This is a genomic window from Ectobacillus sp. OTK (assembly GCF_059698935.1).
Window position 1 is genome coordinate 183,278 of record NZ_AP048547.1, and the last position, 13,286, is coordinate 196,563.

21 protein-coding genes are annotated in these 13,286 nt (G+C 35.8%); 18 read left to right on the forward strand and 3 right to left on the reverse strand.

The genetic code is table 11. The annotated features are described in order from the left end of the window. Positions 1–2 precede the first annotated feature (2 nt). Genes AC6HZ4_RS01035 through AC6HZ4_RS01055 form a run of 5 tightly spaced genes read left to right on the forward strand, consistent with a single transcriptional unit; the run spans position 3 to position 3,219 of the window. A complete protein-coding gene (locus tag AC6HZ4_RS01035; protein ID WP_497495552.1) occupies positions 3–575 on the forward strand; it encodes a sulfurtransferase TusA family protein in 573 nt (190 codons plus the stop codon). Positions 576–596: 21 nt separating this feature from the next. Continuing rightward, the gene (locus tag AC6HZ4_RS01040; protein ID WP_497493189.1) at positions 597–986 is read left to right on the forward strand and encodes a DsrE/DsrF/DrsH-like family protein; all 390 of its coding nucleotides are present in this window, start codon (positions 597–599) and stop codon (positions 984–986) included. 24 nt (positions 987–1,010) lie between these two features. Beyond that, positions 1,011–2,138 carry an MBL fold metallo-hydrolase gene (locus AC6HZ4_RS01045; RefSeq protein WP_497493190.1) on the forward strand — a complete coding sequence of 376 codons (1,128 nt, stop codon included), beginning with the start codon at positions 1,011–1,013 and terminating at the stop codon, positions 2,136–2,138. An 18-nt stretch (positions 2,139–2,156) separates the two neighbouring features. Then, positions 2,157–2,390 (forward strand): sulfurtransferase TusA family protein, encoded by a 234-nt coding sequence (locus AC6HZ4_RS01050; protein ID WP_497493191.1) that lies wholly within the window; start codon positions 2,157–2,159, stop codon positions 2,388–2,390. 49 nt (positions 2,391–2,439) lie between these two features. Next, positions 2,440–3,219 (forward strand): sulfite exporter TauE/SafE family protein, encoded by a 780-nt coding sequence (locus AC6HZ4_RS01055; RefSeq protein ID WP_497493192.1) that lies wholly within the window; start codon positions 2,440–2,442, stop codon positions 3,217–3,219. On the opposite strand, the gene AC6HZ4_RS01060 is transcribed toward AC6HZ4_RS01055, so the two are convergent. Further along, a complete protein-coding gene (locus AC6HZ4_RS01060; protein WP_497493193.1) occupies positions 3,216–3,392 on the reverse strand; it encodes a hypothetical protein in 177 nt (58 codons plus the stop codon). The genes AC6HZ4_RS01055 and AC6HZ4_RS01060 overlap by 4 nt on opposite strands. 348 nt (positions 3,393–3,740) lie before the next feature. Here AC6HZ4_RS01060 and AC6HZ4_RS01065 point away from each other — a divergent pair, with 348 nt between their 5' ends. The 13 genes from AC6HZ4_RS01065 to AC6HZ4_RS01125 all read left to right on the forward strand — a co-directional run bounded on the left by AC6HZ4_RS01065 (position 3,741) and on the right by AC6HZ4_RS01125 (position 10,813). Beyond that, a complete protein-coding gene (locus AC6HZ4_RS01065; protein WP_497493194.1) occupies positions 3,741–4,310 on the forward strand; it encodes a class I SAM-dependent methyltransferase in 570 nt (189 codons plus the stop codon). Between the two features lie 22 nt (positions 4,311–4,332). Further along, the gene (locus tag AC6HZ4_RS01070) at positions 4,333–4,716 is read left to right on the forward strand and encodes a DUF302 domain-containing protein (RefSeq protein ID WP_497493195.1); all 384 of its coding nucleotides are present in this window, start codon (positions 4,333–4,335) and stop codon (positions 4,714–4,716) included. Positions 4,717–5,241: 525 nt separating this feature from the next. Continuing rightward, positions 5,242–5,502, forward strand: a complete 261-nt coding sequence (locus AC6HZ4_RS01075) for a metal-sensitive transcriptional regulator (protein WP_497493196.1) — start codon at positions 5,242–5,244, stop codon at positions 5,500–5,502. Between the two features lie 218 nt (positions 5,503–5,720). After that, a complete protein-coding gene (locus tag AC6HZ4_RS01080; protein ID WP_497493197.1) occupies positions 5,721–5,948 on the forward strand; it encodes a sulfurtransferase TusA family protein in 228 nt (75 codons plus the stop codon). Between the two features lie 59 nt (positions 5,949–6,007). Next, positions 6,008–6,490 carry a DsrE/DsrF/DrsH-like family protein gene (locus tag AC6HZ4_RS01085; protein ID WP_497493198.1) on the forward strand — a complete coding sequence of 161 codons (483 nt, stop codon included), beginning with the start codon at positions 6,008–6,010 and terminating at the stop codon, positions 6,488–6,490. Positions 6,491–6,538: 48 nt separating this feature from the next. Then, complete coding sequence (locus AC6HZ4_RS01090) at positions 6,539–6,898, forward strand: rhodanese-like domain-containing protein (RefSeq protein ID WP_497493199.1); 360 nt, start codon at positions 6,539–6,541, stop codon at positions 6,896–6,898. Positions 6,899–6,917: 19 nt separating this feature from the next. Continuing rightward, a complete protein-coding gene (locus AC6HZ4_RS01095; RefSeq protein WP_497495553.1) occupies positions 6,918–7,214 on the forward strand; it encodes a rhodanese-like domain-containing protein in 297 nt (98 codons plus the stop codon). A 58-nt stretch (positions 7,215–7,272) separates the two neighbouring features. Beyond that, complete coding sequence (locus AC6HZ4_RS01100; protein ID WP_497493200.1) at positions 7,273–7,848, forward strand: sulfurtransferase TusA family protein; 576 nt, start codon at positions 7,273–7,275, stop codon at positions 7,846–7,848. Positions 7,849–7,861: 13 nt separating this feature from the next. Further along, a complete protein-coding gene (locus AC6HZ4_RS01105; RefSeq protein WP_497493201.1) occupies positions 7,862–8,095 on the forward strand; it encodes a glutaredoxin family protein in 234 nt (77 codons plus the stop codon). Between the two features lie 12 nt (positions 8,096–8,107). Next, complete coding sequence (locus AC6HZ4_RS01110; RefSeq protein WP_497493202.1) at positions 8,108–8,503, forward strand: DsrE/DsrF/DrsH-like family protein; 396 nt, start codon at positions 8,108–8,110, stop codon at positions 8,501–8,503. A gap of 48 nt (positions 8,504–8,551) precedes the next feature. After that, positions 8,552–9,679, forward strand: coding sequence for an MBL fold metallo-hydrolase (locus tag AC6HZ4_RS01115; RefSeq protein ID WP_497493203.1), 1,128 nt, complete (start codon positions 8,552–8,554; stop codon positions 9,677–9,679). A 41-nt stretch (positions 9,680–9,720) separates the two neighbouring features. After that, positions 9,721–9,948, forward strand: coding sequence for a sulfurtransferase TusA family protein (locus AC6HZ4_RS01120; RefSeq protein WP_497495554.1), 228 nt, complete (start codon positions 9,721–9,723; stop codon positions 9,946–9,948). Positions 9,949–10,018: 70 nt separating this feature from the next. After that, the gene (locus AC6HZ4_RS01125; RefSeq protein ID WP_497493204.1) at positions 10,019–10,813 is read left to right on the forward strand and encodes a sulfite exporter TauE/SafE family protein; all 795 of its coding nucleotides are present in this window, start codon (positions 10,019–10,021) and stop codon (positions 10,811–10,813) included. 668 nt (positions 10,814–11,481) lie between these two features. Here AC6HZ4_RS01125 and AC6HZ4_RS01130 read toward each other — a convergent pair. Both AC6HZ4_RS01130 and AC6HZ4_RS01135 read right to left on the reverse strand, forming a co-directional pair. Next, positions 11,482–12,501, reverse strand: coding sequence for an Abi family protein (locus tag AC6HZ4_RS01130; RefSeq protein ID WP_497493205.1), 1,020 nt, complete (start codon positions 12,499–12,501; stop codon positions 11,482–11,484). Between the two features lie 230 nt (positions 12,502–12,731). Then, on the reverse strand, positions 12,732–13,145 hold the full coding sequence (locus tag AC6HZ4_RS01135) for a hypothetical protein (RefSeq protein WP_497493207.1): 414 nt from the start codon (positions 13,143–13,145) through the stop codon (positions 12,732–12,734). Positions 13,146–13,286: the final 141 nt, after the last annotated feature.

Below are 13,286 nucleotides of genomic sequence, written 5' to 3' on the forward strand. Positions count from 1 at the left end.
TGTTGGAAGTTACTGTGAATAGAATTTTAGATGCAAAAGGATTAGCTTGTCCCATGCCAATTGTTAGAACAAAGAAGGAAATTAGCACCCTTGAGCCGGGGCAAGTAATGGAAATTCAATCAACAGACAAAGGTTCGACAGCGGACATGAAAGCATGGTCGGAGAGTACAGGTCATCAATACCTAGGTACTGTGGAAGATGGGGATGTTTTAAAACACTACTTGCGAAAGGCAAGTGCAGAAGAAGAGAAGCCGGAAACATCACACCCCCATGTCGTTTCATTAGATGAACTCGCAAAAAAAATAGAAGGCAATGAAAAAATTACTGTGTTAGATGTCCGCGAACCTGCAGAATATGCATTTGGTCATATTCCAGGTGCTATTAATATCCCACTTGGGGAATTGGAACAACGCTTTGAGGAGATCAATCAAAACGATGAGATTCATGTTATTTGCAGAACGGGTAAGCGCAGCGATTTAGCCGCACAAAAATTAACTGAAAAAGGTTTTACAAATGTTAAGAATGTGATGTCGGGTATGAAGGAATGGACAGGGACTACTGAGAGAATCCATTAAACAGACAGGAGATGAAAGCAAATGAAAGTAGCAATTATTGCTGCAAACGGTGGGTTGTTTGATGCTTATAAAGTGTTTAATGTAGCAACTGCAGCTGCTGCAACGGATGCAGAGGTAGGGATTTTTTTTACATTTGAAGGATTAAACTTGATTCACAAAGACGCTCATAAAAATCTGCCATTACCAGAGGGAAAGGAGCATTTTCAAGAGGGATTTAAGAAAGCGAATGTGCCTCCGGTAGAGGAAATGCTAAACATGGCAAAAGAAATGGGTGTTAAATTAATTGGCTGTCAGATGACTATGGATGTGATGAGTTTAGATAAGGACCAATTTATTGAGGATATTGAAGTTGGTGGAGCTGTCACATTTTTGACTTATGCAAAAGATGCTAATGTAACGCTAGCTTTTTAATAAACAGGAAAAAAGGAGACTTAAATGGCTGTCAAAGGGATTTCCGTAAAAGAAATGGTAAAGAAGATTTTAAGTGGTGAAGATTTATTTATCCTAGATGTTCGTAACACTGGTGATTTTGATGATTGGAAAATCGAGGGAAAAAACGTCAAGATTATTAACCAACCATATTTTGACCTCATGGACAATATCGATCCAATTATGGACAAGTTGCCTAAAGGTGAACCCATTTATGTGATTTGTGCCAAAGGTGGTTCCTCACAATTTGTTGCTGAACAAATTGTAGAGGCTGGATACGATAATGTCTACTCCGTAGAGGGTGGAATGAAAGCATGGAGTGAACACTTGGAACCAATCAAAATTGGTGATTTGAATAGTGGAGGAACGATTTATCAATTTGTGCGTATCGGTAAAGGGTGTCTTTCCTATTTAATTGAATCAAACGGTGAAGGTGCCATGATTGATACAAATCGCATGCTTGAACAGTATGAGGAGTTTATGAATCAAAATAATATAAATATTAAGCATGTCATTGATACACACCTTCATGCCGATCATATTTCAGGAGGGAAAAAACTTTCTGAAAAAGTTGGCGCAATGTATTATCTTCCACCAAAAGACGCGGGAGAAGTCACGTTTGAGTATACCCCAATCTATGATGGAGACGAAGTGAAAGTTGGTAATGTGACGATAAAAGCAGTTTACTCGCCTGGTCATACAATCGGTAGCACCTCATTTGTTGTGGATGATCAGTATCTGTTAACAGGAGATATATTATTTATTGATTCGATTGGAAGACCAGACTTAGCTGGTAAAGCAGAAGATTGGGTGGGGGATCTAAGAACAACACTTTACCAACGCTATAAGGAACTTGCAGATGATTTACTTGTTCTCCCTGCTCACTTTATGGGAATGAAAGAAATGAATGAAGATGGAAGTGTATCTGAAAAACTTGGTGTTTTATACAAAGAAAATCACGGATTGAACATTCATGATGAGAATGAATTTAGAAGAGCTGTAACGGAGAACCTCCCACCTCAACCAAATTCATACCAAGAAATTCGTCAAACAAACATGGGTAAAATAACTCCAGAAGAAGAACAGCAACGTGAGATGGAAATAGGACCAAATCGTTGTGCGATTCGTGAGTAAGGAAAGGGGAATAGGAAAATGAGTATTCAAGCAGATAAGCTTCTGGATGCAAAAGGTTTAGCATGCCCTATGCCTATTGTTAAAACGAAAAAAGCAATGGATGGAATTGAATCCGGGCAAGTGTTAGAAATTCATGCAACTGACAAAGGTGCTAAAAGTGACCTGAATGCATGGGCACAATCTGGTGGGCATGAGTTGTTAGAGAGCACAGAAGAAGATGGAGTATTAAAATTCTGGATAAAAAAGCATTGAACAAGGGGGTACTTTTCTGTACCCTATTTCATATTTTGGAGAATAGACGATGGACTTAGGATTAATTGTCACCATTTTTTTAATTGGTTTTATTGGATCTTTTATTTCAGGAATGGCGGGTATCGGAGGATCCATTATTAACTACCCGATGTTATTATATATCCCCCCGTTGTTAGGTACAGGTCATTTTAGCACCCATGAGGTAACTGGTATTACGGGTGTTCAGGTATTATTTGCAACAATTGGTGGTGTTTTAGCATACAGAAAAAGCGGTTACTTGAACAAAGTTCTGATCAGTTATATGGGAATAAGCGTTTTAGTTGGCAGTGTCATTGGGGGATATGGTTCAAAAACGATGACTGAAGGTACAGTTAATATCGTATACGGCTTCCTTGCTTTTATTGCTGCAGTTATGATGTTTATACCGATAAAAGAAACAAACCGCACTCAAAGTGAAAAGGTTGAATTTAATAAATGGATAGCTGCTAGCATAGCTTTTATTGTTGGAGTTGGAGCTGGAATTGTCGGGGCAGGGGGAGCTTTTATATTAGTACCTATTATGCTAATTGTGTTAAAGATACCGATGCGAATGACGATTGCTTCTTCCCTAGCTATTACCCTCATTTCCTCAATTGGTGCAACCGTTGGAAAGATAACAACGGGACAAGTTTTATTTTTCCCCACCTTGATCATGGTTGTTGCAAGTTTGATGGCTGCCCCCCTTGGAGCAATGTTTGGTAAAAAAATAAACACCAAAATCCTCAAGTGGATTTTGGCTACATTAATTTTAGCAACTTCTCTAAAAATTTGGTCAGATATTTTATTTTAGGACACTTTATCACTTTCAATGAAGGTTTCCAAAGCCGGATGATATTCCTTTTGATAATGGTTATCCGGACAATACTTAATAACAGTTGCGTAGAGAATATTTGATTTTGTTGTTTCTAAGGTTTTCTTACATTTTGGACAACGTTCATCTAAAAATAGTTTAAAGAATTTCATTCTATCTCACTCTCCCTTAAAAACAAATACCAATAAAACTGACCTTTTTACTAAGAATTATAAATGGATAAGATAAATCGGTCAATAGATTGGAATGTAACTTATTTTTTATAACTATATGGATGAATAATAATTATATAAGTTGAATTTAATTCTTACACCTTCTTAATTCAATTGCTAAATCATCTTTCAAATTGCCTTTGTAGGGCAACGTATTCTGTATGACTTTGTGCTGCGATGAGGTCATGGGAAAATATTTAGTTCAACTTATATGTTTGAAACATTTATGAATTGGCAGAAAGAGAAGAAGCCTTTTGTACAACTACATATAGAAGAGAGGTTAAAATAATGACTGGACATCGATTTAAACCTGAAAAGGCACATAAATTATTAGATCCTGAGCGACAGAAACTGATACCCCCTGAGGAAGTGATAAAAGTTCTTGATATTCAAAAAGAGGAACATATTGCTGATTTGGGGGCTGGAAATGGTTATTTTACCATTCCATTAGCTAAAGAAACGGAAGAGACAGTATATGCGGTGGACATTGAACCGAAGATGCTAGATTTTTTAAAAGAAAGAGCAGATGCGGAGTATATAACAAATATTGAGTATGTAGTAAGCAACTTAGAGAAGATCAATCTAGATGAAAATAGTGTTGATAAAGCTGTTGTTGCTTTTGTATTACATGAGGTACCAAATTTAGGACAAGCATTAGAGGAATGTAAAAGAATTTTAAAACCAGGAGGTGTACTACTGGCACTAGAATGGGAAGCAGTTGAAACTGAAATAGGTCCTCCCCTTCATGAGCGAATTTCCTCTGAGAAGATGAATAGAATTTTTATCCAAAACGGTTTTCAAACAGAATTATTACATATAAATGAAGCGATTTATACTTTAAAGACCACAAATAAATAAAAAGAATAGGGAGGAATAAGGAATGTTTGACTACACAGTTGAAACAAATAAAAGTATAGATGAGGCAATTGAAAGCCTACAGGAAAGTTTAAAAGAAGAAAAGTTCGGTGTATTATGGACGTTTGATATTAAAGAAAAACTACAAGACAAGGGATTAGAGTTTCATGAAAACTATAAAGTATTAGAAGTGTGCAATCCGCATGAAGCTCAGCGTATTTTACATGAAAACAAATTAGTTGGTTATTTTCTTCCTTGTAAAATGGTCGTGTATGAAGATGAGGGGAAAACAAAAATTGGAATGCCAAAGCCATCCATGTTAGTCAGTATGGTCAATGATGAAACAATTAAAGAATTAGCACAAGATATTGAGGAACGTCTGAAGCACTGTATTGATAGGAGTGTCTAATGGAAAGAAGGGAGTAGAATATACTTCCTTTTTTGTATGTAAAACACAATTCAAAACGATTTGACTACATACCTAAAGGGGTATATAATGAGGGCATCACATACGACATAGGGTATGTAAGAAAAGAGGTGATAGAAATCGTGACAGGTTTCCTTATCCTATTTATGTTAGCTGTAATTATACATGCGATATACGTGAGAATGATCCCGGTTCGAGGTTTACACTGTATACATGATTATAGTGCTTTAGATACTAAGAACATTCTCTTATTAGATCTAAGGGACTATAATGAAGCAACAAAAGTGCCTGTTAGCGGTGTGTACAACTTACCGCTTGCGTATTTAAAAAGGTACTATAGCACCATCCAACGAGAAAATATCATACTGATTGCTTCAGATGCAATCACCATAAATATGGGCGCAAGGTTTTTAAAGCGCAAAGGATTTCATGTTATAGGCTATTCATTAACCGAGTGTGATTCTATGTCTTATATGAGAACATGTTGTCCAAAGGGAGGAACTTTACATGGAATATAATCAGCAAGTCAAAAACCGCTTAAAGCGAATTGAGGGACAAATCAGGGGCGTACTGCACATGATGGAACAAGGGAAAGACTGCAGAGAGATTGTGACGCAATTATCAGCTGCACGTAATGCAATTGATCGCGCAGTAGGGGTAATTGTCAGTGCTAATCTTGAACATTGTGTAAGAGAGAGTGTTGAAAAAGGCGAAGGAACCGAGCATCTTGTCAAAGAAGCGGTTGAACTATTAATAAAAAGCAGGTAAGAAACGTTCACAATCTTAATAAAGTGAGGGGTTGACGAACGTAGCTTGAATGTATTAATATACCCTCATGGGTATGTAAGTGAGAGAAGTAACCGAGTTATTTGTTAAAAGCAAGTTACAATGTTCATCAATCTCGATATAGTGAGGGGTTGACGAACTTAAATTTATATAATAATATACCCATACAGGTATACGAATGATAAATTGGAGGGAAAGCAATGAAAATCACTCAAGTATTAAATGCAAAAGGTTTAGCATGTCCGATGCCCATCGTGAAAACAAAAAAGGCAATAAACGGTTTAGAAACAGGGCAAGTATTAGAGGTACACACAACAGATAAAGGTGCCAAAAGCGATTTAACTGCTTGGGCAAAGTCAACAGGTCATACAATCGTGGATTTTAAAGAAGAAAATGATGTGTTTATTTTTCAAATTCAAAAAGGATAAATTTTTTTACATTTAAATATACCCATAGGGGTAGATATAAATAACAAGGAGGATACAGCATGAGTGAACAAAAGAAAAAAACAACCATTGTTTTATTGAGCGGTGACTATGATAAAGCAATGGCAGCTTATATTATCGCAAACGGAGCTGCAGCCTATGACCATGAAGTAACGATTTTTCACACATTTTGGGGATTAAATGCTTTGCGTAAAGAGGAACCAGTACCGGCGAAAAAAGGATTTCTTGAGAAAATGTTTGCAAAAATGATGCCACGCGGTGCTGACAAGATGGGGCTTTCCAAGATGAACTTTGCAGGGTTTGGTCCGAAAATGATTAAACATGTGATGAAAAAGCATAATGCAATGCCACTTCCACAATTGATCGAAATGGCACAGGAACAAGACGTGAAGTTGATTGCTTGTACAATGACGATGGACTTACTTGGACTCCAGAAGGAAGAGTTGCTGGATAACATCGAATATGCAGGGGTAGCTGCTTATTTAGCAGATGCAGAAGAGGGAAATGTGAACTTATTCATCTAATTATGCAGGGTAAGGGATAAGATCACATTACTCACATGGAGGGGTAGTATGGAAATTTTAAATGTGATAATCATTTCGCTAGGTATTCTCTTTCTGATACAACGTCTTCTTCCTACAAAAGGTGTCAGACACATTAATGTTGCTGAATTGAAAAAGGAATTACAGGATAAAAACAAGCAGTTTGTTGATGTTCGAACACCTGGAGAATACAAAGGAAATCATATTCGTAACTTTAAAAACATTCCACTCCACGAGCTTGCTCAAAAGGCAAATGGATTATCAAAGGAGAAAGAGGTAGTTGTGATTTGTCAAAGTGGAATGAGAAGTAATAAGGCAAGTAAAATGTTGAAAAAACTAGGTTTTCAAAAGGTAACAAATGTAAAGGGCGGTATGAATGTTTGGAACTAATCAAAAGGAGGAAGTCATGATGAAACATATCACACCAAAAGAAGTGGAAAGCTTTTTGGAGCAAAACCAGTCCTTGAATATCATTGATGTACGCGAGGTAGAAGAAGTAGCGACTGGGAAGATTCCAGGAGCCTTAAACATTCCGTTAGGCTTATTAGAGTTTCGTATGCATGAGTTAGATAAAACAAAAGAGTATATATTGGTTTGCCGTTCAGGTGCTAGAAGTGCTCGCGCAACAGAGTTTTTAGAAGGTCATGGTTTTTCTGTCACGAACATGACAGGTGGAATGCTTGCTTGGGAAGGTGTAATGGAGTAATTTTTTAGGGGGAGATATACCCGTATGGGTAATTGATAAAACAAGGAGGAACTACAAGATGGAAAATATTAAGGCAGATATCTTAGTGGATGCAAAAGGATTGGCTTGTCCAATGCCGATTGTACGTACAAAGAAGGCATTGAATGAATTACAACCTGGAAAGGTCATGGAAGTACAAGCAACTGATAAGGGATCAACAGCTGATATTCAGGCTTGGGCAAAAAGCACAGGACATCATTATTTAGGAACTGTGGAAGAAGGAAACGTATTAAAACATTACCTTCGTAAAGCGAGTGAAAAGGCTGAAGAAGAAAAGAAACATCCGCACGTAGTAAGAAATGAAGAATTGCAAGCAAAATTGAAAGAAAATCAGAATGTAGCGGTTCTGGATGTTCGTGAAGCGGCTGAGTTTGCATTCAATCATATTCCAGGCGCAATCTCCATTCCATTAGGAGAGCTTGAGGAACGTCTACATGAATTAAATCCAGAAGCTGAGGTATATGTAGTATGCCGAACAGGAACTCGTAGTGATTTAGCAGCACAAAAGTTAACTGAAAAGGGATTTAAACGAGTATTGAATGTAGTTCCTGGTATGAGTGAATGGTCTGGGGAAACAGCTAACACAAACAACTAAGGGAGGTTTAAACATGAACACGGTAACTGTTTATACGACAACTCGATGCCCGTACTGTGTAATGTTAAAAAACTTTTTAGCAGACCAAAACATTCTTTTTCAAGAAGTGAATGTAGAATCTAAACCTGAAATGATGCAGCAACTCGTAAGAACTACAGGAAAATTAGGAGTACCTCAGACTGAGGTGAATGGGAAGTGGATTGTAGGTTTTGACCCTAATAACATCATGATTGCATTCAAACAATAGGAGGAATATACAATGAATGGAAAATTAGCAATTATTGCAAGTAACGGTGGTTTATTTGATGCATACAAAGTATTCAATGTTGCGACAGCAGCCGTTGCAACAGATCAAGAAGTAGCTATCTTCTTCACATTCGAAGGATTGAACTTAATCCATAAGGAGGCATACAAACAGCTTCCGATGCCAGAAGGGAAAGAACATTTTGCGGAAGGATTTGCGAAAGCAAATGTACCATCTATTCCTGAGCTAGTTGCAATGGCACAAGAAATGGGTGTCAAGCTTATCGGCTGTCAAATGACAATGGATGTAATGGGACTAGAGAAAGAGGCGTTTGTGGATGGAATTGAAGTTGGTGGAGCTGTGACGTTCTTAGAGTTTGCGAAGGATGCGAATGTAACATTAACATTTTAATCTTTATAAAAATTTTTAAATAAAAATATACCATAGGGGGTAATTGGGATGCCAGTTAATCAAATGACATCAAAAGAGGTAACAAGAAAAGTTATTAACAAAGAAGAGTTGTTTATTCTAGATGTTCGTAATGAAAGTGACTTTCAAGATTGGAAAATCGAAGGGGAAAACTTTAAATACTTAAACGTACCTTATTTTGAATTATTGGATGGGGTAGAAGGAATCTTGGATCAAATTCCTACGGGTATGGACGTATTGGTTGTATGTGCGAAAGAAGGCTCATCTATCATGGTAGCCGATATGCTATCAGAAGAAGGGCTGACAGTTTCCTACTTAAAAGGTGGAATGAAGGCTTGGAGTGAGCATTTAGAGCCAATCAAAGTTGGTGATTTGCAAGATGGTGGAGAGCTGTATCAATTCGTTCGAATCGGTAAAGGTTGTTTATCCTACATGGTTGTTTCAAATAGAGAAGCAGCACTCATCGATGCAACGCGTATGACAGATGTGTACTTGGACTTTGCACAAGAAATCGGAGTAAATATCACACATGTATTTGATACACACCTTCATGCTGACCATATTTCAGGTGGCAGAAAGATTGCGGAAGCAACAGGTGCAACATATTATCTTCCGCCAAAAGACGCAACAGAAGTAACATTTGAATACCAACCATTGGAGGATGGTAACGAAGTAATAATCGGTAATACAACAATCAATATTCATGCTCTATATTCCCCAGGTCACACCATTGGGTCTACTTCCTTTGTGGTCGATGAAACATTTTTACTGTCAGGTGATATTTTGTTCATTGATTCCATTGGACGACCTGACTTAGCAGGTATGGCGGAAGACTGGGTAGGAGACTTACGAGAAACGCTTTACAAAAGATACAAAGAACTATCTGAGGAACTGATTGTATTGCCAGCTCACTTTATGATTATTGATGAGTTAAATGATGACGGTACTGTATCAGAAAAATTAGGTGTCTTATTCGCAAAAAATCATGGTTTAAATATCGAAGATGAGGATGAGTTTAGAAAATTAGTGACAGAAAACTTACCGCCACAACCAAATGCATACCAAGAAATTCGTGAAACAAACATGGGGAAAATCAACCCAGATGAAGAAAAGCAACGTGAAATGGAAATTGGTCCAAACCGTTGTGCTGTTCGTTAAGTATTACGAGAAGTAATTAAAGGGAAAAGGAGAAATAAATGATGAAAATAGATAAAGTGTTAGATGCAAAAGGTTTAGCATGTCCGATGCCAATCGTAAAAACAAAAAAGGCTATGAATGAATTAGAATCAGGGCAAGTATTAGAAATTCATACAACTGACAAAGGTGCGAAAAGTGACCTTACTGCCTGGGCAAAATCAGGAGGATATGAGTTCTTAGAGTATATCGAAGAAGGAGATGTACTCAAGTTCCGAATTAAAAAGGGTTAATAGAAATAGACGAGAGGGAAGGATATCCATGTAAAAGATACCCTTCCTCCTTTAAAAAGGGGGGTACATCATGGAACTAAGTTTTATTGTAACGATTTTTTTAATCGGATTCGTTGGGTCATATATTTCAGGAATGCTAGGAATTGGTGGTTCCATTATTAACTATCCCATGCTTTTATATATTCCTCCATTGTTTGGTGTTGCAGCATTTAGTGCTCATGAAGTGTCAGGGATTAATGCAATTCCAGTATTTTTTGCCACGCTTAGTGGAGTTTGGATATACCGTAAAGGAGGATACTTAAATAAAACATTAATTACTTACATGGGCATTAGTATTTTAGCAGGTAGTTTTATTGGGGGATATGGATCAAAATTAATGCCGGAGAGTGGTATTAATTTAATTTACGGTCTTTTAGCATTAATTGCCGCTGTAATGATGTTTATTCCTAAAAAAGGATTGGATAATATACCGTTTGATCAAGTAAAATTTAACAAAATAGTAGCCGCTACTTTGGCATTCATCGTTGGCATTGGTTCAGGCATTGTCGGAGCGGCAGGGGCATTTTTACTGGCACCCATTATGCTTGTTGTATTAAAAATTCCTACAAGAATGACAATTGCTTCCTCTTTAGCAATTACCTTTATCTCATCTATTGGGACAACGGTTGGAAAGATTACAACAGGGCAAGTTGAATTTTTCCCATCCCTGATTATGGTGGTTGCTAGCCTAATTGCATCACCACTAGGTGCAATGGCTGGGAAGAAGGTAAACACGAAAGTTCTTCAAGTAGTATTAGCTGTGTTGATTTTAGCAACAGCGGTTAAAATTTGGATGGGTATTTTTTCTAAGTTTTCGTTGAACTAAAACCTCTATTAGTTGAATTATCATGAGTGGTACTCTAGTAATAGATAGACATTAAAATGCGCCTTTTTATTTGAATAGCTGATTAAGTTTCCTCATTTAGAGTTTTAATAATGAAATAAATTAGAAAAAGAGATGCTTTGAAGGCATCTCTTTTTCCTGACTATACAGTTAACCTTTGTCTCGGATAACTCGCCGTCACGCACTATATATTTTATGTACAAATAATAACACATATCCTAAAATTAGTAAAGAAAAAAATATTTAATCCCTATTTTAGACCCACTTGGATAATGATAGTAAAGTTATTTAATTTTATTCATTAAACACTGTATGTTGTAACTATTGAGATGACAGAAGGATTCTTAAGTCGCTTTATATTAGCTTCAAATTAAACCAATTCAGTTCTTGCTAAATAAGAAAGTTTGTTCAAAGAAGTGACTTTCTAATTAAAGTTAGATATTAAAATTCTCCTTTTTATTTGAATAGGCGATTTAATTACTTTAATTAGATTCTTCATAACGAAATAAATAAGAAAAAGAGATACTTTAAAGGCATCTCTTTTTCCTGACTATACAGTTAACCTTTGTCTCGGATAACTCGCCGTCACGCACTATATATTTTATGCATAGATAATAACACATATTCTAAAAATATTAAAGCGAAAGATTTTATTTAATCCCTATATTTATCCAATCCGAAAGTTTTTTTCGACCCATTCTTTCAAACAATTTTATCATCAATGTTTTTTCACGTTTTGAATTACAACGTTTAAAATAAAATTCTTTAATTAATTTCCTTATTTCTTTAAGGTTTTCGAACTGGGAAAGCACTAATAAAGTGTCATATAATCTTATTTCATAGTGAGTTGAAACCCCTGCAGTATTAGTTTTTGTTCTCAACCCTAAATCATTTTGCAATCCTCTATCAATTCTTATATTATTTGACGTTCGAAATCTATTGACTAGCTGAAAATGCGCACAAGTGTTTCTCAATTCAATAAAAATCCGTATTGAGTTTATAAATTTTTGTTTATCTATGTAACGCATTCCCATATCTTTAATAACCTTTTCAAAAACATCTCTTTCAAATCCCAATAACAAATTAAAAAGCGGACCAAATTCAAGAACTTTGATAGTTACCCAAAACGGCGGGTGATCATAAGTAGCTACATACGGGTATTTCACTCTGCAAAAATCAATAAAATTATATGTATTGCCGTTGAATCGATGATCTGTTTTAAATATTTTATGACCAGAAATAGGCTTAGCTAGATCACTAGGTAAACTTAAATGATTTCTACGTGGATTTGTATACTTATTAATATCTATGTAACACCCGGAATCCGCAGCAGTTAAAAAATGTTTTTCACAAAATCTATGTGCCATAGACGCTTTTAAACGAATTTCAAATTTATCTAAAATTTTCAAAATCTCTAAGTTCAATTTTTTATCGAAATCATACAACAATAAAAAGTCTTCGAAATAAGGACCATCATACTCTTTATTGGTAGCTTTAGAATCCACTAATAACAAGGACTCAAATCCATTTATTAAATCAAAATAATTTTTTTCTAATAAATTTTGTTTAGCCTTTTCTTCATCCCTAATAATTAATCTTCTTTGTTTTAGCAGTGCAATCTGTTCATCTAATGATTTAAATGTTTTGGTGATATGCGTTCGGTTGCTCAAATAAATCTCCCCAATGTTCTTTTTTATCTACTTATATAAAAGTTTATAATATTTCTATCAAACTAGCTACCTGTTCCGTTCTTACCTTAACTACACAAATGTTGAGAATCACTCTTTATTATACATAAAATAAAAATTGATAATATGAACTTCTACACTATGAATATTGATCCCAAAAAGAAAAAACAATGGTTTACCCCAGTTTAAGGGGATCCCCTTTGTTTTTATTCTTATCTATATTTTGTATCTAATAAATCGAAAAACACTTTTGTGCCGCTTATTTTAAAATTCTGTACAAAGGCATTAAAAGCTAAATTGGCAAGTGAATTAAGACTGCGTTTCTGTTTGGAAGCGATTTGTGCAAGTTGATCTTTAACCTCCTCGGTGATATTAACTTGCATCCTCGCCCTATTTTCGCCCTGGGGCACTTTCATTGTCGCAAATACGTAGGTACCTTCCTCCTCATATCTTTCTAAAAATGCAATTAAGATAATGGTTGCTAAAGCATTTTTAGTTAAACCTAGTTCATCTGCTGAATCACTTATTTCGTTAAATAACTTTGGTGGCAAATACAAATATGTCGATTTTAACGCCTTTGTACTAGGATTAATTCGTGCCATTCCTTTCCTGTATATATCCTCCATAAAACACCACCTCCAATTTTTTATATCATAACTAACAGTGTAACTCTGTTATTGTACCTGGTATAAAAGAACATATGTTCTATTATAATAAAAAGTACACCTTATTACAATAATTTGGAATAAAAATTAGTAAAAATTAGG